The sequence below is a fragment of the Mesorhizobium sp. M7A.F.Ca.MR.362.00.0.0 genome (assembly GCF_004023175.1).
In the GTDB taxonomy this organism is placed as follows: domain Bacteria; phylum Pseudomonadota; class Alphaproteobacteria; order Rhizobiales; family Rhizobiaceae; genus Mesorhizobium.
Genome location: NZ_RZTF01000030.1, coordinates 1 through 20,355, shown reverse-complemented (window position 1 = coordinate 20,355; position 20,355 = coordinate 1). Strand labels below are relative to the sequence as shown.

Annotated in this window: 17 protein-coding genes and 4 pseudogenes; 16 read left to right on the top strand and 5 right to left on the bottom strand. The window is 58.5% G+C overall.

Annotated elements, in window-relative coordinates:
• Window positions 1-96 precede the first annotated feature (96 nt).
• The 3 genes and pseudogenes from EOC06_RS41875 to EOC06_RS06845 form a co-directional block, all read left to right on the top strand.
• A pseudogene (locus tag EOC06_RS41875) lies at window positions 97-517 on the top strand (transposase); the annotation flags it as partial.
• A gap of 190 nt (window positions 518-707) precedes the next feature.
• Complete coding sequence (locus EOC06_RS06850) at window positions 708-2,114, top strand: aminotransferase (protein ID WP_063169303.1); 1,407 nt, start codon at window positions 708-710, stop codon at window positions 2,112-2,114.
• 865 nt (window positions 2,115-2,979) lie between these two features.
• Window positions 2,980-3,717 carry a LuxR family transcriptional regulator gene (locus tag EOC06_RS06845; RefSeq protein ID WP_128307397.1) on the top strand — a complete coding sequence of 246 codons (738 nt, stop codon included), beginning with the start codon at window positions 2,980-2,982 and terminating at the stop codon, window positions 3,715-3,717.
• A 529-nt stretch (window positions 3,718-4,246) separates the two neighbouring features.
• On the opposite strand, the gene EOC06_RS06840 is transcribed toward EOC06_RS06845, so the two are convergent.
• On the bottom strand, window positions 4,247-4,528 hold the full coding sequence (locus EOC06_RS06840; RefSeq protein WP_063169301.1) for a DUF2285 domain-containing protein: 282 nt from the start codon (window positions 4,526-4,528) through the stop codon (window positions 4,247-4,249).
• A 115-nt stretch (window positions 4,529-4,643) separates the two neighbouring features.
• Between EOC06_RS06840 and EOC06_RS06835 the strand changes: the two genes are divergently transcribed.
• Window positions 4,644-4,877: a helix-turn-helix domain-containing protein gene (locus tag EOC06_RS06835; RefSeq protein WP_082826573.1), complete on the top strand. Its 234-nt coding sequence runs from the start codon at window positions 4,644-4,646 to the stop codon at window positions 4,875-4,877.
• A 479-nt stretch (window positions 4,878-5,356) separates the two neighbouring features.
• On the opposite strand, the gene EOC06_RS06830 is transcribed toward EOC06_RS06835, so the two are convergent.
• Window positions 5,357-5,623: a DUF2285 domain-containing protein gene (locus tag EOC06_RS06830; RefSeq protein WP_029354712.1), complete on the bottom strand. Its 267-nt coding sequence runs from the start codon at window positions 5,621-5,623 to the stop codon at window positions 5,357-5,359.
• Between the two features lie 109 nt (window positions 5,624-5,732).
• On the opposite strand from EOC06_RS06830, the gene EOC06_RS06825 reads away from it, so the two are divergent.
• From EOC06_RS06825 to EOC06_RS06805, 6 genes and pseudogenes are all read left to right on the top strand, one after another.
• A complete protein-coding gene (locus EOC06_RS06825; protein ID WP_029354714.1) occupies window positions 5,733-5,951 on the top strand; it encodes a helix-turn-helix transcriptional regulator in 219 nt (72 codons plus the stop codon).
• Window positions 5,952-6,633: 682 nt separating this feature from the next.
• Entirely contained in the window at window positions 6,634-7,551 is a 918-nt protein-coding gene (locus tag EOC06_RS06820; RefSeq protein WP_236473635.1) for a DMT family transporter, read from the top strand.
• Entirely contained in the window at window positions 7,548-9,530 is a 1,983-nt protein-coding gene (locus EOC06_RS06815) for an argininosuccinate synthase-related protein (protein WP_127808950.1), read from the top strand. The genes EOC06_RS06820 and EOC06_RS06815 overlap by 4 nt, the downstream gene beginning before the upstream one ends.
• Window positions 9,531-9,868: 338 nt before the next feature.
• Window positions 9,869-10,258 carry a transposase gene (locus tag EOC06_RS40040; protein ID WP_135855987.1) on the top strand — a complete coding sequence of 130 codons (390 nt, stop codon included), beginning with the start codon at window positions 9,869-9,871 and terminating at the stop codon, window positions 10,256-10,258.
• On the top strand, window positions 10,255-10,608 hold the full coding sequence (tnpB, locus tag EOC06_RS40035; protein WP_164873760.1) for an IS66 family insertion sequence element accessory protein TnpB: 354 nt from the start codon (window positions 10,255-10,257) through the stop codon (window positions 10,606-10,608). Before EOC06_RS40040 ends, tnpB begins: the two co-directional genes overlap by 4 nt.
• 69 nt (window positions 10,609-10,677) lie before the next feature.
• Window positions 10,678-12,236, top strand: a pseudogene (locus EOC06_RS06805) (IS66 family transposase).
• Window positions 12,237-12,290: 54 nt separating this feature from the next.
• Here EOC06_RS06805 and EOC06_RS44770 read toward each other — a convergent pair.
• Window positions 12,291-13,295, bottom strand: a complete 1,005-nt coding sequence (locus tag EOC06_RS44770; protein ID WP_127862802.1) for an NADP-dependent oxidoreductase — start codon at window positions 13,293-13,295, stop codon at window positions 12,291-12,293.
• A 110-nt stretch (window positions 13,296-13,405) separates the two neighbouring features.
• On the opposite strand from EOC06_RS44770, the gene EOC06_RS06795 reads away from it, so the two are divergent.
• The 6 genes and pseudogenes from EOC06_RS06795 (at window position 13,406) to EOC06_RS06770 (ending at window position 17,187) form a co-directional block, all read left to right on the top strand.
• Window positions 13,406-14,302 carry a LysR family transcriptional regulator gene (locus EOC06_RS06795; RefSeq protein WP_128307395.1) on the top strand — a complete coding sequence of 299 codons (897 nt, stop codon included), beginning with the start codon at window positions 13,406-13,408 and terminating at the stop codon, window positions 14,300-14,302.
• 105 nt (window positions 14,303-14,407) lie between these two features.
• Window positions 14,408-14,764 carry an aminotransferase class III-fold pyridoxal phosphate-dependent enzyme gene (locus tag EOC06_RS41855; protein ID WP_245469375.1) on the top strand — a complete coding sequence of 119 codons (357 nt, stop codon included), beginning with the start codon at window positions 14,408-14,410 and terminating at the stop codon, window positions 14,762-14,764.
• A 41-nt stretch (window positions 14,765-14,805) separates the two neighbouring features.
• A complete protein-coding gene (locus EOC06_RS41850; protein ID WP_245469374.1) occupies window positions 14,806-14,949 on the top strand; it encodes a hypothetical protein in 144 nt (47 codons plus the stop codon).
• Window positions 14,950-15,074: 125 nt separating this feature from the next.
• Window positions 15,075-15,309, top strand: a pseudogene (locus EOC06_RS06785) (aldehyde dehydrogenase family protein); the annotation flags it as partial.
• A 68-nt stretch (window positions 15,310-15,377) separates the two neighbouring features.
• Window positions 15,378-16,034, top strand: a pseudogene (locus EOC06_RS06780) (IS630 family transposase); the annotation flags it as partial.
• Window positions 16,035-16,959: 925 nt separating this feature from the next.
• Window positions 16,960-17,187, top strand: coding sequence for a hypothetical protein (locus EOC06_RS06770; protein WP_245469373.1), 228 nt, complete (start codon window positions 16,960-16,962; stop codon window positions 17,185-17,187).
• Between the two features lie 284 nt (window positions 17,188-17,471).
• Here the strand turns inward: EOC06_RS06770 and EOC06_RS06765 are convergent, their stop codons facing one another.
• Window positions 17,472-18,170 (bottom strand): OmpW family protein, encoded by a 699-nt coding sequence (locus tag EOC06_RS06765; RefSeq protein ID WP_127808953.1) that lies wholly within the window; start codon window positions 18,168-18,170, stop codon window positions 17,472-17,474.
• A gap of 38 nt (window positions 18,171-18,208) precedes the next feature.
• Window positions 18,209-20,355, bottom strand: a 2,147-nt coding sequence (locus EOC06_RS06760) for a prolyl oligopeptidase family protein (RefSeq protein ID WP_164898492.1), incomplete at its 5' end; no start/stop codon positions are given.

Genomic DNA, 20,355 nt, shown 5'->3' with positions numbered 1-20,355 from the left:
GCAACCACGAATTTGCGATCGCAAGAAAGGCAACACGCTGACGATAGAACTTGGCGGCGCTGGTCGGCTGCGAATCAAGATGTCAATGGCAAGGAGCTCTCGCCGCGCGTCTTTGCCGGGCCGAACCTTCTGGCTATGCTCCTTCGAGAAGTCTGCCGAGCACCAGCCGCCGCACCGCCAAAGCTATCAATATGCGCGAGGGCACGACCTCAGCCTCTCAGCGCTGGCCAACCAGGTTGGAGCCTGTGCCGCGGCACGGAACCCGCTGCCTGCTGATCGAGGCGAATGTGCTTTGCCCCTGATCACCTCATTACCACCCTTGGGAAGGGCAAGACCGATCCGGACCGTCAGAATGTAAGGGATGACCGGCAGTTCGGCGGAACATGGCCGCCGGCGCTCTATCGTGCCTCGCGCGGCCGGCGGGAACAGCGTCCCGAGCGCTATTCATCCGTCAATATCGCCCGCTAATCGGGCACTATGCTGGGCGCATGCGCGTCGTAAGCTGTTCGTGTTTGCAGGACGCGCCCCCGACCCTCGGCTAAGGCGAAGGTGACGCCTTAGTTTTCACGGCAATTCGGGCCGATCCCGCGAATTTCACGGCGAATAACCTGCATTCCCGAGAAACTCAAGGGACGTTTCCGGTATGCTATTTGCTAAACAGGTGGCTGGCCGAGTGCCCTCCGCCAATTTATCGCGAGGAGAGGGACATGCGCTTGAGCAATCTGGGAACCGAGCAACTCCGGGAGAAGGATAGAAGCTTCGTCTTCCATCCTTCTACGCATCTGGCCAAGCACAGCCGAGGCGAAACGCCAAATAGGATTATGGCCGGTGCGGAAGGCGTCTATATCTGGGACACCGAAGGCCGAAGGAGCCTCGACGGTTTCGGAGGACTCTACTGCGTCAACATGGGATATGGATGCACGGAGATCGCCGAGGCCATTGCCAGGCAAGCACACGAATTGCCGTTCGCGCACGTCTATGCCAGCCAAGGTACGGAGCCGGTCGCCCTGTTGGCAGAGGCCGTGGTCGAGTATTTCGGTCAGAACATGCGAAGGGTCTATTTCGGCCTCTCCGGTTCCGATGCCAACGAAACCAACATCAAGCTGGTCTGGTACTATAATAACATTCTTGGCCGGCCCGAAAAGAAAAAGATCATCTCGCGAAATCGCGGCTATCACGGGTCTGGATTGGTCACGGGTAGCCTAACTGGCCTTCCCTTCTTTCACAATTTCTTCGACCTGCCTCTGGATTTGGTGCGCCATACAACCACGCCGCACTATTACCGCCAGGCGCGTGTCGAGGAGAGCGAGGAAGCGTTCTCCCGGCGCTGTGCCGATGAGCTTGAAGCCTTGATCCTGGCCGAAGGACCGGAAACGGTTGCAGCTTTTATCGGAGAGCCGGTACTTGGGACAGGAGGTATTGTGCCGCCCCCCAAAGGGTACTGGACGTCCATTCAAGCGGTGCTCGACAAATACGATATCCTTCTAATCGCGGATGAAGTGGTCTGTGGCTTCGCGCGAACCGGCGAGAAGTTCGGTTCCCACCTGTATAACATGCGTCCGGATTTCGTGACCATCGCAAAGGGTTTGAGTTCCGCCTACCTCCCCATCTCCGGGTCAATCATTGGCGACCGTGTCTGGTCGGTTTTGGAACAAGGAACTGAGAAGCACGGCGCACTCGGCCACGGCTGGACATATTCGGGGCACACGCTTTGTGCCGCAGCCGCGCTCGCCAATATTCGACTGCTTAAAGAAAAAAATATTCTGGAGCATGTCCGCGATGTTGGACCGTATTGGCAAGACCGGATGAAGGCCGAGCTGGCGGGACATCCCATCGTTGGTGAAGTTCGCGGAGTGGGTATCCTGTCGGCCGTAGAGATGATGCGGGACCCAAAACAAAGGATACCATTCGAACCCGACCTTCAGGTCGGGGTGCGCACTGCAGCTGCTCTGTTTGAGAATGGTGTCATCGGACGGGCCATGCCGCATGGCGACATCCTCGGTTATGCCCCCCCCCTGATCATTACCCGAAAAGAGATCGACATCATTGTCGACGCGACGGTAAAGTCGGTCGATACCACCTATCGCGCGCTGAAGGCCGAGGGTGCCGTATGATTTTGCGATCGCGAAGGAGCGAGTCCGGAGGCAGGCATGTCCCTGCGCGCTACTGCGCCGAGCAGACCCAAAACTGTTGAATTCCAGATATCTGATCTTGAGCATGCTCCGGGCTATTTCAGTCACGATTTGTAACCGAATCAGTTCTGCCGCCGCTGTCCTGTTGCCCAACGACCAGGACCTCTGTGCGGCGCGCCCTGCGGGTGTACCTCCCCGCCGGCAGGGCGCCCTTTTTGACCCACGTAATCAGTATCATTATGGCCCGTGCGGGATCGAGGGTCTGGTAAAGGTCATCTGCACGTTCCGATGCAGATTGAGCTTAGACGTGCCCTTTACATCATTGCAGCGGGCCATAATCATTGCGGTGAATTTTATCAGGTATATAGAAGGACGATACTCACACGCCACCCCGTTCACAAGGAAAGGCATTTTAATATTGTTGAGACGATTTGCCTATCAAAGAAAAGAAAGCATCGCAACACTTCTTTGCGGATCACGGCGCCCCGGGTGGGGGATGAGCGGCTATCCGAATTGTTATGCTAATGCCGACCCAAATTCCTGCAAAAGCTGGGGTCAATGATGGCTTTTGGTCAGCGCAGGATGATTTCTCCTGATTTGGTCGGTGCAGGGGCGGTCATGATTTAATGCATGGAGATTCTCTGATTGAGCTGTTGAGATCATGAGGCGTCTGCCAGACGCCCATCGGGTGAGCCCAGCATGATTGGGATGACCGACGAAGATCGCAAGTGTGGCAGCATTCTGGAGCCCGGTCAGCCCAGCGACGCCCGCGAATTCAATCACGTTTGTCGGGACATACACGACGCAGCCGGAAGGCGTGCAGAAAGAGGAAGAATCGAGCGCGACGATGACGAGGCACATGCCACTTGTTTTCGAGACATTCCTTGAAAGACTGTCACAGAGTATCGATGAGGCAGATTTCCGGGATGCCATGGCTGAGGCGGCCGGACGACTTGACCTAATCTTCTTTGCCTACCTCTCCTTGCCAGCACGGCCTTCCGGCAAACCGAGGTTAATTTCAAACTATCCACCCCGCTGGACCAGACAGTATCTGGAAAATCAGTATGAGAAACTCGATCCTGTGGTCTTGCGTGCTCGAAATGGCGGCTGCCCGTTTCACTGGGGATCGAATTTGGGAGGCGATAAAATGTCGCCGGCTCAACAGCAGCTATTCGATGAGGCGGCTCAATTCAGCATCTGCTGCGGTTTGACGATCCCAATTGTCGATCTCCGCGGCCGCATCGCTGCGGTTACTTTTGCCGCCGATGAGCCTCGTCCAGTATTTCTTCGGGTCGCTGAGCGGTACGAACAAGCTCTTCAACTGATGGCGGCCTGCTTTCATCGTTGCGTTCGCCGCAAATTGCCGAGCGATCGAACAGTGGATGGGATTTCGCTGACATCCCGCGAATATGAGTGCCTGAGGTGGGCAGCGCGGGGTAATTCAGCCTGGGTGACCGGCCGCATCTTGGGTATCAAGCCACGCACGATCGCTTTTCATTTGGACAATGCCAAGAAGAAGCTAGGCGTGCGAACCCAAAATCAGGCTATAGCCCTTTTGGGGTCCGAAGGGTCCTCAATTGTCTGAGAAGCTTTTTGATCCCCTTGTGCTCGGGCCATTCGATCGCGCGCTTTGTATCGAGCGTTGACTGGATGCCGAGATCTTCTGTTCCGCCGGCTCGGGCGATGCAGCCGTATTCTTCCAGTCCGCGCCGGTGATCATAGTCTATGGGTGCTCGAGCGGGTGTGTCGTCGCTGACGAGCTAGTCGTGCGGTTATATAGTTTCCGAGGATGGCCCGCTTGCATACCTGCCTGCCGGTAATCTCTAACCCTTGACTTAGGGCGATGGCTATCGGTTATGCGGCTTGAAAGCGAAGAGGTGGACCCTTCGTCGAGCGTCGGTACGATATGGAGTGCTGCTCCGGGCTAATACCCATCCAGACAGAGCGGAACCTTCTATCACGTCAGACGCTCGGACAGTTGCCAAACCCCGATTTCCTGGGAACTGAATTGTGCTCGCCACCGGGTCCATTTTGCCGGCGCGTCTGTGGTGCAGGCCCCGATCAGCCTGACCAATGGCACAGGAACGCTTCTATGACCGAGCACTGCGAATTTGTCAGCTGGCGAACAATTCCTTGTAGCCGCTCGTCACCATCCAGTTCGCACGGTCGAGATGACTACGAAGCGCCTTCCTGGCGCGCTCCGGTTCAAGTGCCGGATCAATGCCGAGGATCAGTTGGGCCATTTCCTCTTCGGGCGCCTCATCGGCTGAGGCGTCCAGGAGCCTCATATAGATGGTAAAGTGCGCCCTGTCGTAGGCGGTAAGACGGTCAGACCAAGGGACTTCGTCGAGCAGTGTTGAGCTTTGAGTCCTATCTGTTCCCGTTGATTGATTCATGTCTGCCGCGAACCTCGCATGTTGATCGCTGGATCCAAGGCAGAATATCCCAAAATGGGATAATCCGAAACGGGGATTAGTCGCTGAGCCGGTCTCTACCTGCCGGTTCACCTAAATGCCCAAATCTCTTCGATCTCCCCGCCACCAGCGGTTTCTGGCCCAGTTGATCTCACTGCGCAATGTCAAAGGGCTGACGCAGGCGCAGGTGGCTGAGAAGCTTGGTCGTCCGCAATCTTTCGTGGCGAAATATGAGGGTGGCGAACGGCGTCTCGATGTCATTGAGTTTCTCGACGTAACTGCGGCCCTCGATGCTGATCCGTGTGAGATTCTGTTGAGCCTGCGCACGTAGTGGGCGCCCGCGCCCATCACCGCGCGTGCCGTGTGCCGGTGGGTCGAGCCCCGCTTTTCTTGGCTCTGGCGTCTCGACCATTCCGCTGCGCCTCCTAGCGCGTCGTTAGACTCTCGCAATTCGCTCTGTTTTGTGCCTTTCTCAGCAGGTGGCGCCGCATCCTTCTAGGCCCGCCGCGGCGTCCCGCAACCCTTAGCTAGGTGTGAGCTTTCAGTAGGTTGTCCATCCGGTCCTTCGGATGCGGTGCGGCTCAGACGGCGGGCCCGTTCCTGTCATGACTCGCCGCCGCACCGCTTCCTGGGAAGCAGCCATTGGCGAGCGGAGGACAAAATGATGAGACAGCGAAGCGCTGGGCCATCCGCGCCGACTGGAAGTCCTCGCGATCATCTTCGGGCGCATTCGCGCTGTGGTGATGCGTCGATGCATGGTGGTTACGCGACTTCGTTGCTTCAAGCGAAGCGACCGCACCGCCCATTTCGTCAACTGGCGAACAAATCCTTGTAGCCGCTCGTCACCACCCAGTTTGCACGGTCGAGATGACTGCGAAGGACGTTCCGTGCGCGCTCCGGTTCGCGTGCCGGATCAATGCCGAGGATCACATGGGCCATTTCCTCTTCAGTGGCGTTGTCGGCTGAGGCGTCCAGGAGCCTCATATAGGTTGTAAAGTGGTCCTTGTCGTAGGCTGTAATGCGGTCCGACCAGGGGACCTCGTCGGCAAACGGCGTGTTCGATTTGGGCTGTAACATCGCTAATTCTATCTCCGGAGAATGGACCGGCGAAGCCCTCTGGCTGCTAAATGTGGATTACATATTATAGTTGATAAACTCAAGCCGCCTGATCCGCTGGCTTGCGTGCATGGATATGCGCAAGTTGGTCGGACGGAATGTGCAGAGGATCAGGCAAAGGAAGCGTCTGACGCAGGAGCAGCTTGCGGAGATTTCCGGGTTCAGTCAGCAGTACATCAGCGGCTTGGAGAAAGGCCGAAGAAATCCGACAATTATCACGATCTATGAACTGGCATTGGCCCTCGGCGTCAGCCACATGGATCTGGTTCGGCCCGACAAACAGGCATGATACACCCGCCCTCCAAGTAGCTGGCCGCCTGATGGCGCGCGCCGGGTGCTCGTGAACCCACGCTTTTCTTAGGGTCCCCCGGCAGCCCCTGCCATTTGGCTCGCCCTGGCCCGGCGCACCCTATTGGACAGTCGGCCGCTGCGGTTTTTGTCAGCCTTTCCTGGGGCGGTCGGCATTGCCTTTTAGGCCCGCCGCGGCCTCCCGCAACCTTCGCTCTCGCTTCAGGTCCTTCTCTTGGTTACGGTCCTTCGGATGCGGTTCGCCTCTTTCAGCGGGCCTAATCGCTTTCTGCCGCCCACCCCACGGGGACAGGCACGCGAGACTAGTATGGAGCGTTGCGGTTAGCGCACGAACAGCAAAGGAACTGAAAAAAACAGGCAACTGTCGCAGCATGGCTGAACCAACCATCTTGTCGGCATCTAGGAGCCGCGTGTTCGCCTTGAGGCCCTGCCGGTAGGATCCCTGCAGTTGAAGTCATTGTCGGCATTCTGACAACGATGGACATGAACCGCCGAACTATCAAGGCGACCAGGTTGTTGTCTAGCAATGGTTTTCCGAATCGGCACGGCACTTGCGTTACCAAAAACAAGTACGCCGCGGCACGGACCGCCCAAGGCTGAACGACCTGATCTGTTCGACCCTCGCAGCAGGGTGGATGGCTAACACAAAGGAAACTTTGAAGGTGGACGTTTTCGAAAGTTCTCCAATACCTGTCAGGAAAACACGGACGCCATCTTTCTCGGTGGATCTAGCCTTGCTGGGAGTCGCATTCGTTTGGGGGGCGAGCTATCCGGTCGGGAAAGGCGCACTGTTCTACGCGCCGGTTTCGATACTTGTCCTTTATCGCTTCCTGATTACTACGATCATTACGGCAGTGGCTGCAAGACATGAGATCGCATTGGTCTCCTGGGGCGATTTCATCCGCGGCTTCGCATTGGGAACAATACTTTTTTGCATCTTTATTGCTGAAACTTACGGCGTTGCCTCGACAAGCGCAATGAACACGGCCTTGATCATATCGCTTTGTGTGATTTTCACGCCGATCATCGACTATGGGCTATCACGGCGACTTCCACCTACGGGCATTTTGGCAAGTGCTGCCATAGCGTGCATCGGTGTCGGCATTCTCACTGGCGGGATCAGCAGGTTCAGCCCGGGTGACGCGCTTGTCTTGGGGGCCGCGATTCTGCGAGCGGTTATGGTCGTTTCCACCAAACGCCTTCTGGCCGGCCGGCAGATTTCATCTGCAGCCCTGACGGCCATCCAGGGATCGACGGTGGCAACACTTACTTTCGTTTTGGCCGTCGCTCAGTTCGGAATTTCAGGCCTTGTTGTGAGGGCCACCCTTCAGTTTTGGGGCGCTGTTGCCTTCCTTGCACTCTTCTGCACCCTCGCTGCATTCTACATTCAAAATGCCGCAGTGAGAAAATCCACACCGACACGGGTTGGCTTCTTGATGGGAACAGAACCTTTTTTTGGTTTCGTTCTAGCGCACCTTCTTCTGAATGAGCCTTTGACAGTACCGAGCTTGATAGGCGCAGGCCTCGTCCTCGCTGGGACGTTTGCTGGCATCTGGTTTGAGAGCAGGACATCCAAATGAACCCCAACTTGGCTTCCACCAAACCCGCCATCGGCGGCATTTCGAGTTTTGAAGATCTGGAGGCTTTTCCGGACCGAACCGCACCAGTTGCAACCATGTTCAGCGGCGGTCTCGACAGCACCTATCTTCTCTACAAGCTGCAAAGCCTTGGCTTTGCGAACATTGAAGCTGTCGCAGCGGATGTCGGAACGCGCATCGATCAGCCATTGTTGGAACGGACGGCAGCCATGTTCGGCGCGCGCTTTGTCTGCCTCGAAGGGCGGGATGCCTTTGTCGAACAAGGCGTGAAATCAGCCATTCGAGCCCACGCCAAGTACCTTGGCATCTATCCGTTGAGCAGTTCGCTGAGCCGTCCCATAATCGCATCTTTGGTTGTTAATCATGCAAGGTCAATCGGCTCACGGCTGGTTCTTCATACAGCAAACCTTTCTCAAAACAGTCTTCCGCGCCTTAACAATAGCATTAAGCGCTCAGGATTTTCCGGCAACTTCGGCAGTCCGTATGAATGCTCTGTGATATCCCGACAACAGAAGACCTCCGACCTGTCCAAGTGTGGAGCGACTTTTGTGGCGGACCGTACGTGGAGCGCGGACGAAAACCTCTGGTGTCGGGAATTCGAGTCGGGGCCTTTGGAAGATCCCGAGAACTTTTCCATCCCCGAGGAGGCATTTGCTTGGACGCGCAACATTCCCGCAGAGCAGCCGGTAGAGATCAAACTCGGGTTTGCAGACGGAAGTCTCGTGTCAATTGATGACCGTGATGTTGCATTGGTCGACGCAATCCCGTTCCTGAATAACACGGTCGGCAAATTCGGGCACGGCCGCTTTGTCGGGCTTGAACACATCACAACCGGCCAAAAGGTTCTCGAAGTCCGCGAGGCCCCTGCGGCGGCCATTATCTTCGACGCGCTGCGTCACCTCGAAACCGCTTCTCTTGACGTGGCATCAATCGTTTTGAAGCAAGGGCTTGAGCAAGCCTGGTCCCAAGAGGCGGTTTCAGGTGCATGGGGCAGTACTATTCACCAGATGTGCGAACGGGCCATTGCATCCGCCCTCGAGGGCGTTAGCGGGAGCGTCAGCTACATAGTCGATCACACACGCTTTTTACCTCGGTCGATCCGAGCCAGGACACCGAGATACATTAGGGACCGCCACCTTTGGGAATACCAAGCCGCAACCCACATAGCGTCGTCCAAAGCGTTCCGTCCTCGCCAAGTCGCCAAAAGGGAGACACCCGTGGAAAACAACGCACCCCAGGCACCGGCCAACCTCAGTCAACAATGCACTGACGGTCTGGTGACAAATGGATGGTGGTTTTCAAAAGGCGAGCGCGCCGAAGCCTGCTTTGGCATCGAAATTGATGCAGCCTGGAAGAACTTTGCTGACCATTGGAATCGACTTCTTCTCGATGAATACATGCGTGACGGCGGAACATATCGTTACCGGCGCTATAGCGCTTTTGAATATGACGCAACTGACGGAATCTTTAGGCTCCTACCCCACGCCCCCTACGAACAATCACAAAGTGTCAATCATCTGAATGGCGGCTTCAAGCGCCACTTCGAGCCCCTTGAAAACTCCTTTATAGACCATCCCGTCTTAGAAAAGATTCTGACAGGTTTCTGCAGAATTCTATGTGAAGCCGCCCGACATGATCGTTGGAATATCAAGATCCATCCCTACCGGATTGTCGCGCGCGATGGTGTAAACGGCAAACCGGCACCCGAGGGCCTTCACCAGGACGGGGTGGACTTCATTGCTTGCTATATGATTGGGCGGGTCAACGTCACCGGCGGCATGAGCATGATCACCGACGCCTCAAAGGAGTTCCTCGGCGAGGTCGAAATGAACTCCCCGAATGATTTTGTGATCTGCAACGACCGCGAAACCTTTCACGATGTATCGTCGATTGTGGCCGAAAACCTGAAAATGCCGTACGCTTATCGCGACGTCCTTGTGATCGCCTTCGAGAAATTATAACGCCCAGCGCGCCGAGAGCATTTCAACAAGGTTCAATACGGCTTGGTATCCTCTCGGGTGTTCCTGGTGCGGGAACAATGCAGGATTAATTTCTTGCATCTAAACACCTAGATAGCAGTTTCGCCTCCTCTGGTGTGATGGTTTTTGGCCTCGCGGATCTCGCGTAATACGAATGACCGTGGTCACCCCCGATCTTCGCAAGAAAGTGAGAAATTATCCTCATGCTGTCCGACGAGGTGGTCCGCGGCTTCGGAGTAACCGCTGTTTTGCCCTCACATTGTCCGCAGTTGCCTGATCTGTGATCGACGTTCCATGGACGAGCGACAAGGAGTTTCTCCATGGACACTACGTTGGAGGTTCTCACGTCACGGCGGGGCCGACGTGAGGCGCATCGCCAATGGCCGGATGAGGTCAAGGCACAGATCGTTTCGGAGAGCTTGCGTCCGGGCGTGACGGTGAACGAAGTAGCGGAGCGCCACGGGCTGAAGGCCAACCACCTGTCGTCCTGGCGCACGCTGGCGCGGCAGGGCAAGCTGGTTCTGCCCGCGCCAGAGGATGCCGTGGAATTCGCGGCAATGGTCATTGATACGCCCGCGCCGGAACCGCCAACCGCGAAGCAGACCTCCCGCGCCGAGATCGTTGTCGGTCCTGTCACAATCCGTCTTGAGGAAGGTGCGTCTGCTGCCCGGATCGCTGCCATCGCGCGTGCCTTGGCAGCGGCGACATGATCTTTCCATCGAACCGCGTGCGCATCATGGTGGCGACCAAGCCGGTAGACTTCCGCAAGGGGCATGATGGATTGGCGGCGCTGGTAAAGAACGAGCTGCACAAGGACCCGTTCACCGGAACAGTCTTCGTGTTCCGGTCACGCAAAGCGGATCGGTTGAAGCTGATCTACTGGGATGGCAGCGGCATCGTGATGGCCTACAAGAGGCTGGAGGAGCACAGCTTCACCTGGCCCGGCATCAAGGACGGCCTGATGACGTTGAGCCATGCCCAGTTCGAGGCACTGTTCGCGGGCCTGGACTGGCAGCGGGTTCGCGCCGTCGAGACCAGAGCGCCGAGGGTGATAGAATAGCTGCGGCACGATGACTCAGCACAACAAATTCCGAAGGCAAAACGGACCGGGCTTTGGTAGGTTCCGGCCATGCTGGACGCCGCTGATCTTCCCGATGATGTTGCCGCCCTGAAGGCGATGCTGATCGCGGCGAAGGCGCGCGAGACAGGCAAAGACGCCCAGATTTGCCCGCAAGGATGAGCGGATAGAACGGCTTGAGAAACTGGTCTCGGCCTTCAAGCAGGCAGCCTTCGGGCGCAAGTCCGAGAAGGCCGATCCCGACCAGTTCGATCTGGCGCTGGAAGACCTGGAAACGGCCATGGCAACAATCCATGCCGAGGAGGAAGCCGATGCTCGTCCTGGGAACAGGGTCACTAGGCCGCGCGCGACCAATCGCGGCTCCCTTCCTCAGCATCTTCCTCGTGTCGAAGAGGTCCTTGAACCGGAAAGCCTGATCTGCTCCTGCGGCGGTTATTTGCATTATATCGGCGAAGATGTGGCGGAGCGGTTGGACGTAGTCCCGGCGCAGTTCCGCGTCATCGTCACCCGTCGCCCTAAATATGCGTGCCGTGCGTGCACTGACGGCGTCGTTCAGGCTCCGGCTCCACTACGACTGATCCAGGCAGGCCTACCGACAGAAGCGACCGTCGCCCATGTCCTGGTCTCCAAATATGCCGATCACCTTCCGCTTTATCGGCAGGCCCAGATCATGGGCCGCCAAGGCATTGATCTCGACCGTTCCACGCTCGCCGACTGGGTCGGCCGCGCAGCCTATGAGTTGCGTCCCGTCTTCGGTGCGCTGATTGCCGACTTGAAGCGCTCGTCCAAGCTCTTCATGGACGAGACCCGTGCCCCGGTTCTCGATCCCGGCTCGCGCAAAACCAAGACCGGATACTTCTGGGCGCTTGCGCGGGATAATCGAGCATGGGGCGGCGGTGCTCCGCCAGGTGTGGCCTTCACCTACGCTCCCGGTCGCGGGGGCATTCATGCCGAACGAATACTGCAGGGATTCTCCGGCATCCTGCAGGTCGATGGCTATGCCGGATACAACAGACTGATCGCACCTGACCGTATCGGATCAGACATTCGGCTTGCCTATTGTTGGGCCCACGCCCGGCGCAAGCTGGTTGAGATCACTCGCAACGGAACAGCGCCGATGGCCGAGGACGGTGTCAAACGGATTGGTGAACTGTATCGGATCGAGGCCGAACTGCGCGGCCTTGACCCGGAGGCTCGCCTTGCTGGACGGAAGGAACGATCAGCGCCGCTGGTCTCCGACGTGCAGGCTTGGCTCGTCCATCACCGCGCCCGTGTCGCGACAAAGTCCCCACTCGGCGAGGCGGTGGCCTACATCGCCAAATACTGGGACGGTCTGAAGCTCTTCCTGACCGACGGTCGCATCGAGATCGACAACAACAGCGTGGAACGAACCATCCGGCCTATCGCCCTCAATCGGAAGAACGCGCTCTTTGCGGGCCACGACGTCGGAGCCGAGAACTGGGCGAACCATCGCCTCGCTCGTCGAAACCTGCAAACTCAATGCCGTTGACCCGCAGGCCTACCTGACCGCCACGCTCACCGCCATCGTCAACGGCCACAAGCAGAGCCGGATCGATGAGCTGCTGCCTTGGAATTATCCGCTTGAGTAACGCGTGCACAAAAATCGCAGTTTTGCCGAAGCGGACAAATCTTCGTTCAGAGCATCACAGCTTGACCAGTTGCTTGCCGAAGTTCTCTCCCTTCAACATCCGAACGAAAGCGTGGGGCACGGTCTCAATCCCTTCCGCAACATCTTCCCGTGTCTGAAGCAGTCCCTGTCTGTACCATGACAGCAGATCGGCAATCGCGATCTCGTATTCTCCCTCGTGGTCGTCGAGCAAGAACCCTTCTATCCGCGCACGGGTGATCAGCGTCCTTCTGAGATGCCTGAGGCCGATATCGGGCTGGTCAAACCGGTCGGCCAAGGCAATAGTCCCGACGACCACCACCCTGCCAAAGGTGTTGAGGTTTAACATGGCTGCGTCGTGAATCGGCCCGGCGGTGTTGTCGATAAAGACATCGACGCCTTTGGGGCATGCGGTCGCGACATCTGCCACGAGATCAGGCGAGCTTCGATGATTGACGCCTGTCCGATATCCAAGCTCCCTGCACCATTCCAGCTTCTCGTCCGAGCCCGCAACAGCGACTGGGTCGAACCCTTTGATCCGCGCGATCTGTCCCGCAATCTGCCCTACAGCTCCAGACGCGGCAGAGATCAACACCGTTTCCCCCACCTTCGGATTTGCGGTTCTGAGGAGGGCAAAGTAGGCGGTGAGACCGGGCATGCCGAGATAGCTCAGCGCGGACTGAATCGGAGCGTCCGTAGTTGTCACTGGCTTGGCCGACGCGGCCGGGATAACGCTAAACGGCTGCCAACCAAAATGATCGCTCATCACGACGTCGCCTGGCTTGAAGTCTGGAGACTCAGACGTAATTACCTCGCCAATTCCGCCGCCGCACATCAGATCGCCAATTTTAAAACCAGTAGCATAATTCTTCGCGGGGCTGATCCGACCGCGCATATAGGGGTCGACGGAGAGCCACAAAGTTTTCACCAGCAGCTCACCATCCGCCGCCTCGGGAATTGGACGGTCCTCCAGGCTCCAGTTCTCGACGGAAGGCATTGCGGAAGGGTAGCTCCGAAGTAGCCAGCTAGGATTCGTGGACATGTCCATCATCTCCTCAAATTGAGCGTTCGCCGCATTGATGCATGAATCCGATTTCCGTGTTAATAGGCGCTGGGTGAGAGACATTATTTTGGATTTCGGAAGAATGGCGCATGGATATGATCGAGGCCATGAAGGTGGCAGTGGCAGTCGCCAGGCATAACAGCTTCTCTTCTGCGAGCCGGGATTTGCGCCTTTCCGCTGCCTCGGTAAGCCGCATTGTGGCAGACCTGGAGGCCGATCTCGGCGTACGTCTCTTTAACCGCACCACCAGGCAGATCAATCTGACGGATGCCGGGATGGAGTTCGTGCAAAAGAGCACCTGCCTCCTGGAGGAGCTTGATCTGATGCGGAGCGCGGTACGCGAACGCCACGAAACCCCTCGCGGCCAGCTCCACGTCTCCTGCGTAACGGCCTTTGGCAATGAGTGCCTGGCACCAGCGGTTCCCGAGTTCGTGAGACGGTTCCCGCAGCTCGAGGTCTCAATCGACCTTGGCAATCGGTTGGTCGATCTTATTGGAGAGCACTTCGATGTCGCCATCCGAGTAGGGCCATTGAACGATTCATCCCTGATTGCGCAGAGAATTTTCACGCAGAGGATCGTGTTCGTCGCTACGCCCCAGTTTTGCGAGCAATATGGGACACCCAGGACCTTGGACGAGATCAAAGCTTGCCCATCCGTTACTCAGGTCAGCCGAGAATGGGGGCGCGTTCATAGGTTTTCGCATCAAGGAAAGGTCATTGACTTCGAAGTGCCGCAGCATCTGACAATGAACTCAGCGCGAGCGGTGAGAAACGCGTGCCTAGCGGGAGGGGGCTACTCCCTCTTGGGCGATTTCATGGTCGCCCAGGATATAGCGGAGAACCGCCTCGTGCGGCTGCTGCCGGATTATGAACCCATCGAGCAACCGATCTTCGCCTTCTATGCTCAGCGACGTCACACCCCACGTAAAGTCAGGGTGTTTATTGACTATTTGGCGGAGGTCTTCAGTGGCAAGAATACCACGTGAGACCTCATGACCCCGCACCCAGTCTAGGTGCCGATGGCACACCGCTTACGCTTCGGAGGCACCGGGAACTGGTTTGGTAGCCAGACATTTGGCATGGAACCGGACATGCTCTCGATCGCCAAGGGGCTTTCATCCGGTCACCTGCCCATTGGCGGCGTCATTATCTCCGACAAGATTTATCAATGCGTCGCTGACGAGGCCCACAAGGTCGGCGTGTTCGGTCACGGTTTCACCTACTCCGGTCATCCGGTGATAGCGGCCGTCGCCGCCGAGGCGATCAGGATCTACCGCGAGATCGATTTCGTGACCCAGGCGCGTCGTCTCGGCGATCACTTGCATGGAGCCCTCGCGGACGCGCTCGGCGACCATCCGCTTGTCGGTGAAGCCCGCGGCCGCGGCTTCATCGCGGGGGTTCAGATCGTCGAGGATCGTGCGCCCGTCGCGTCTTCGCGCCCGAGCTGAGGATCGGCGATGTCGAGCGGCGGTGCCGCGAGCACGGCGTCATGATCCGCAATATGGGAGACGTGCTTGCAATCTGTCCGCCCTATGTAATCGCCGAAAGCGAGATCGACGCCTTGGTTGACGGCATTCGTTCTGCACTCGACGGCGCCGCTGCTGCGAATTCCCGGGTCGGTCGGGTGGCATGAGTTCCAGCATTAAGACCGACTGCTTCACTTCAGTGGATATTATCGAGCAAACGCTCACCCGAGGGGTGTGCACTTCATCCGTGTCCGGTACAAAACGTCACCCATGTCTCAGGTCGGGCACGCCGCTCGCCAACGACACCGAGTTCGGCCTCGCGGCCTACTTCTACACCGGCGATCTCGGTCGCGCCTTCCGCGTGATGGAAGGACTGAAGTACCGGCGTCAATGAAGGCCTGATCACCAGGCCGGAGGTGCCGTTCCGCGGCGTCAAGGAATCGGGCCTCGGCAAGGAAGGCGGCCTCCAGGGCATCGTGGATTATCTCGACACCAAACATGTCTGCATCGGCGGTCTCGGCCTCTAGTGGTTCCCGCCTGACATAGGAGTCCAATCAGAGATTCCCTTTCTGGCCTGCGCGTGCGAGTCTGGCGCATGCGCACAGGAAGATCGTTCACCGTTTCGTCGGCCGATCGCGTCCGTCTGACGGCGCTGATCAGGGATCGCAACGCCCCGCAAAAGCATGTCTGGCGCGCCGAGATCGTGCTTTTGCCCGCCGACGGCGTCGGCACCGGCGAGGTCATGCGCCGCATCGGCAAGTCGAAGACCGACGTCTGGCGCTGGCAGGAGCGATTTGCCGCGGAAGGCTGTGACGGGCCGCTGCGCGACAAGACGCGACAGTCGCGCATTCCGCCGCTCGGTCCCGATGTCGGCGAGCGCGTCGTGGCACTGACGCTTGCCGATCCGCTGGGCGAGAGGACCCACTGGACCGCCGACATGATGGCGCAAGCCGCCGCAATCAGCGCCAGCGCCGTCAGGCGCATCTGGAAGGCGCATGGTCTCGCACCCCACCGCTGGCGCCAGTTCAAGCTCTCCAATGATCCGAAGTTCGTCGACAAGTTGCGCGACGTCGTCGGCCTCTATCTCGATGCGCCGGCCCATGCCATCGTTCTGTCGGTCGATGAAAAGAGCCAGATCCAGGCGCTCGACCGCACCCAACCCGGCCTGCCGATGAAGAAGGGGCGGCTCGGTACGATGAGGCACGACTACAAGCGCAACGGCACCACCACCCTGTTCGCCGCCCTTAACGTCCACTATTGCCCCGTTGACGAGAATATCATCTTAGTTGCTTGTAACAATTTGTTCTCCACTTCCGTCTCCATCGTATCTCAGTCAACGCGATGGAGCAGGAATTAACTACAGACATTGTGAAAGTGGAAGAAGGCAGGGCAACCGGCTCTAATCGTGACGTGCCGCTGTCAGATTATGAGGCGGAAGCCCTAAGGCATCTTGCGGTGGCGCTGGGTGGCATTTCGACGACCATTCGGTCCGCCGCCTACAAACACGCGCTAAACTCTAGTCACGCGATGAAGCCCCTAAAGGAGACGGAGGACGCGCTTACTGACTACGACGCCTTGGCGAGGGCGGCGGGCCGAAAGCAGCCGAAAGCGGCGGAGGAGGACGACAGGAAGGGGGACGCCCTAGCGAGAGAGGCCGCCGCACAGGTCAGCAGGATCGTTCAGACCCGATCTTTCCCGCTGGAGCAGACCGCGAAGGGTACCGGTGGCGTCAACGGACTACGTTCGGCAGGTGGTCATGGCAGATAGTCAGCTTGGAGCAGTGTCGGCACTGGGACACGCGCGGCGAGTGGCTCCAGAACGCTTCCTTGCTTCTGTTCCCAGTGTAGATAATAATCCGGATGCTCCGCTTCTGACCTCTTTTTCGGACTATCTGAGCAGGGTGTGCGGACTGGAGTCAAAGTCCCGCGAAGGCGTTCTCCTAGGCAGCCGCCGCTTTCTGGATTGGTTCCATCACCACCATTCCCGGCCAAGACCTCGGCGCGTTGACGGCTGAGCATGTCCTTGCCGCTGTCGAACATCGGCTGTCACTATCGGCGACCTCCGGTACCCGCACCGCAGCAACTTCTCACATCCGGACATTTCTTCGGTTTTTGTATTGGGCTGGCCACCACGACCAGAATCTCGCGCGCGTCGTCCCCAGGACGCCCCACTGGCGTTTGGCTCATCTGACCCTCGAACTCGGCTACGGCCCGTCGACGGTCTTCTTCACATGGGTCGGATTCGACGAAATGGACGAGGTCACAGGCGACGGCCATGCTGAACTGCTCGACGACGGCTCCATCGAGATCACCTTCGTTATCACAATGGCGACGAGGCAATCCTCAAGGCCAAACGGGACACTTCTTCAACGGCCTGCTAGGAGATCCGTGTTCGCCTTGCGCTGACAAAGAAGCTCACACATGACGTCCGGGAGACGATGCCGCAAAGGATTTGGCCGAAGTATTCCACCCACAATACCAAAGCCCGTCCCGATCCAAAGCGCTTCTAAGCACTCGATCTCAGGCGCGAGGCCGGCTGGCCAGTGCACCTTCTTGGTCCGCCGGAAGAAAGCCCCGCCTCTCGACAATGGCTTCATGAGGTCTCGCCCTGCAGTGTCGACCGTAAAAAAGGGCGCGCGAGGCGCCCTTCATTTTAAACCGGCAGTCGGGAAGCGGACTTCACTTGATATTCAAAAGCGGTAGGTGACACCTGCGCCTATCAGCCAGGGATCGAGCTCCGCCTTCCCCGTCAGCTTCGCGCCGGCCACCGTGACGTCGAAGTCCGGCCTCAGGAAAAGCTTCTTCACGTCGAAGTTGAGGCCCCAGTGCTGGTCCACCATATAGTCGAATCCGACCTGCAGCGCCGTGCCGAACGTGTTCTTCACCTTGAGAGCATCAGCGCTGCCAGTGTCCTGGTTGTAGAAGATCGTGTAGTTCACGCCGGCGCCGACATAAGGTTTGAACGCGCCGAGATCGGTAAAATGGTACTGCAACGTGAGCGTCGGCGGCAGCAGCCAAACTTTGCCGATGTTGCCCAACCCTCCGATCGTCCCTTGGCCCGCGATGTTGGCATAGGTGGTACCGAGTATGAGTTCGGCGGCGATGTTGTCGGTGAAGAAATACGAGATATCGAGTTCCGGCGTCACCGTGTCCGAATACGAAAGACCGGAGCCGGGAAGCGTATCAACGTAGCCCAGATCTTTCGTAACGACGCCCAACGCCCGCAGGCGGACCTGCCAAGGGATTGGCGCTTCGGTGACCGAGGCTCCCGTCTCCGCCAGGACGGTCTCTGCTTGCGCAGGCTCCGCGGCGACGGCCTGCTGTCCCACCATGATCAGGGCCACCGCCGCTGCTGTTGCCCGCGCTACGCCCATTCGCGTTCTCGCCATGAGATTCACTCCTTGATGTTCAGAAAGGATGCACTGCACTATTTCGTCTCCTGCTCGAATGAATTGTTGATGGACCTCAAATGCCCCTCTTGCGTTGCAACGCGTTCCGCCGTCTCCGGAGGGTGATCGTTGAAGCCGATTGCGCTGCGGAGAAAATTGGTGCCTAGACTGATGAATGCGGCTTGCTCCCGATTGTCCTCGCCGCAGCCGTGCCCGCCTGCGCTGGCCTCGTAGAAGTAAGCGGGATAGCCAAGAGCCTGCAGTTTTGCGGCCATCTTGCGCGCATGGCCCGGATGGACGCGGTCGTCGCGTTTCGTGGTGGCGATCAGGATAGGCGGATAGGGCTGTCCCGGCGCTGCGGCGTGATAGGCGGAGATTTCCTTCAGGAAAGCCCAATCGTGAACCTTGTCCGGATCGCCATATTCGTCGATCCAGCTCGCGCCCGCCAAGAGCTTGGTGTAGCGACGCATGTCGATAAGCGGTGCTGTGCAGAACAGAGCCCCGAAATGCTCAGGATAGCGGGTCAGCATGTTTGCGATCAGCAGGCCGCCATTTGAGCCACCCTCGGCGGCAATCCGCCTCGGCAGGGTGATGCCCCTTCGCACGAGGTCGGCGGCAACGGCGGCGAAATCGTCATGGGCGAGACGCTTGCCCTCCCTGCGCCCGGCTTCGTGCCAGCGGGTGCCGAACTCGCCGCCGCCGCGGATGTTCGCCTCGACACACGTGCCGCCGCGCTCGAGCCACAGCTTGCCCAGCGGGGAGTTGTAGTAGGGCAGGAATGATACGCCGAACCCGCCATAAGCGGAAAGGTGAATCGGAGCATCTCCGTTCCCGTTCGCCGGACCAACCTGCGTATAGGGGATCAGCTCATGATCGATAGAGACTGCCTCGTGGCGCGTGACCACCAGTCCGGATGCATCGAAATTCTCCGGGCTGCGCTTCAGGATTGCTGAAGCGCTGAGAGACGGCGCGGCATTCAGATCGAACAGCAAGAGCTGCGGCGGCGTGATCGGATCCTGAGCACAGATCAGGACCTCTCCATTGGTCTCGTGAACTGCCGCATCGAATGACCAGACGTCGACAGTACCTTCGGCGGGCAGGGTGTTCAGGACTCGGCGCGTCCATTCCTGGTGGCCGGGAGTGAACATCTCGAAACGCGGTGCGAGATTGACGAGGTAAGAGATAATGAGCTTCCCGTCATTCCAGAAGAATGACTGCATGGAGCGCCTTTCCCCTGGTTGAAACAGGGTCTCAAAACGGCGTCCGCCGGCGAGGAAAGTGGAAAGCGAGATGACGATCAGCGCGTCGGCGGGATGGGTGGTGCCTCCCACCGTCCAGGGCTTGCGCGGCCTTACCGCCAGCCAGTCGCCGAAGACCCGCCACGACGCGTCGCGAGGAAGATCGATCTGCCTCCTCGGCCCGCTCCTATCGCCGATCCAGCTGATCTTCTCGAAGAAGGCCGGCTGCTCGATGAACCAAAGGCGCTCGCTGCGGCCGGTGCGGTCCGAATGACCAGACACTTGGAAGCTTTCGAACCCGGCCTCGAAGATTGCCGGCGTGGTGAGGGGATCCGCGTCACGCTTCCACAGTCGAACTGTGCGCGCATAGCCGGAGCGGGTGGCCATGCCATTACCAAGCGCACTGGAAAGCAGAAGCGTGTCAGGGTCCAGCCAATTAACGTAGCCTTTGGCCTCGGGGAGGTTGAAGCCGTCGGCGACAAAGCTCAGAGAGATCAGGTCGAATTCGCGATGCACGACCGCGTCGCTGCCGCCGCGCGACAGGCGCAGAACGGCTCTTTCCCGTCTCTCCGGCTCGATGGACGCGCCGTCCCAGATCCAGTCCTCTCCGTCGCTAGCCGCGAGAGCATCCAGATCGAGCAGTAGCTCCCATTGGGGATCCGCCTTCATGTAGGCGGCAAGGGTGGTCCGGCGCCACAGTCCGCGTGGATTACCGTCATCTCGCCAGTAATTGTAGAGGTACTGACTACGGCGCGCGATCAGGGGAAGATTGTCGCGATTGTCGAAAATGGCTGTCAGAGCCGCGCGGTCGCGCTCGAACTGCGTTCCACCGAAGTGCTTCAGAGTCCTTGCCGATTGGCCGGCGGCCCAGGCAAGTGCCCGCTCGCCCTCTACATCTTCAAGCCAGACATAGGGATCGTCGTCGGGAGCATCAAGCGTTGGACGGA

Excerpts from the sequence above, each read along its gene's own strand:
- tnpB (WP_164873760.1), top strand. The coding sequence starts at position 10,255 with ATGATCTTTCCATCGAACCGCGTGCGCATCATGGTGGCGACCAAGCCG.
- EOC06_RS06835 (WP_082826573.1), top strand. The coding sequence starts at position 4,644 with ATGCCCAAATCTCTTCGATCTCCCCGCCACCAGCGGTTTCTGGCCCAG.
- EOC06_RS06845 (WP_128307397.1), top strand. The coding sequence starts at position 2,980 with ATGACGAGGCACATGCCACTTGTTTTCGAGACATTCCTTGAAAGACTG.
- EOC06_RS06765 (WP_127808953.1), bottom strand. The coding sequence starts at position 18,170 with ATGGCGAGAACGCGAATGGGCGTAGCGCGGGCAACAGCAGCGGCGGTG.
- EOC06_RS44770 (WP_127862802.1), bottom strand. The coding sequence starts at position 13,295 with ATGTCCACGAATCCTAGCTGGCTACTTCGGAGCTACCCTTCCGCAATG.
- EOC06_RS06830 (WP_029354712.1), bottom strand. The coding sequence starts at position 5,623 with ATGTTACAGCCCAAATCGAACACGCCGTTTGCCGACGAGGTCCCCTGG.
- EOC06_RS06795 (WP_128307395.1), top strand. The coding sequence starts at position 13,406 with ATGGATATGATCGAGGCCATGAAGGTGGCAGTGGCAGTCGCCAGGCAT.
- EOC06_RS06850 (WP_063169303.1), top strand. The coding sequence starts at position 708 with ATGCGCTTGAGCAATCTGGGAACCGAGCAACTCCGGGAGAAGGATAGA.
- EOC06_RS06825 (WP_029354714.1), top strand. The coding sequence starts at position 5,733 with ATGGATATGCGCAAGTTGGTCGGACGGAATGTGCAGAGGATCAGGCAA.
- EOC06_RS41850 (WP_245469374.1), top strand. The coding sequence starts at position 14,806 with ATGATCCGCAATATGGGAGACGTGCTTGCAATCTGTCCGCCCTATGTA.
- EOC06_RS41855 (WP_245469375.1), top strand. The coding sequence starts at position 14,408 with ATGCTCTCGATCGCCAAGGGGCTTTCATCCGGTCACCTGCCCATTGGC.
- EOC06_RS40040 (WP_135855987.1), top strand. The coding sequence starts at position 9,869 with ATGGACACTACGTTGGAGGTTCTCACGTCACGGCGGGGCCGACGTGAG.
- EOC06_RS06815 (WP_127808950.1), top strand. The coding sequence starts at position 7,548 with ATGAACCCCAACTTGGCTTCCACCAAACCCGCCATCGGCGGCATTTCG.
- EOC06_RS06840 (WP_063169301.1), bottom strand. The coding sequence starts at position 4,528 with ATGAATCAATCAACGGGAACAGATAGGACTCAAAGCTCAACACTGCTC.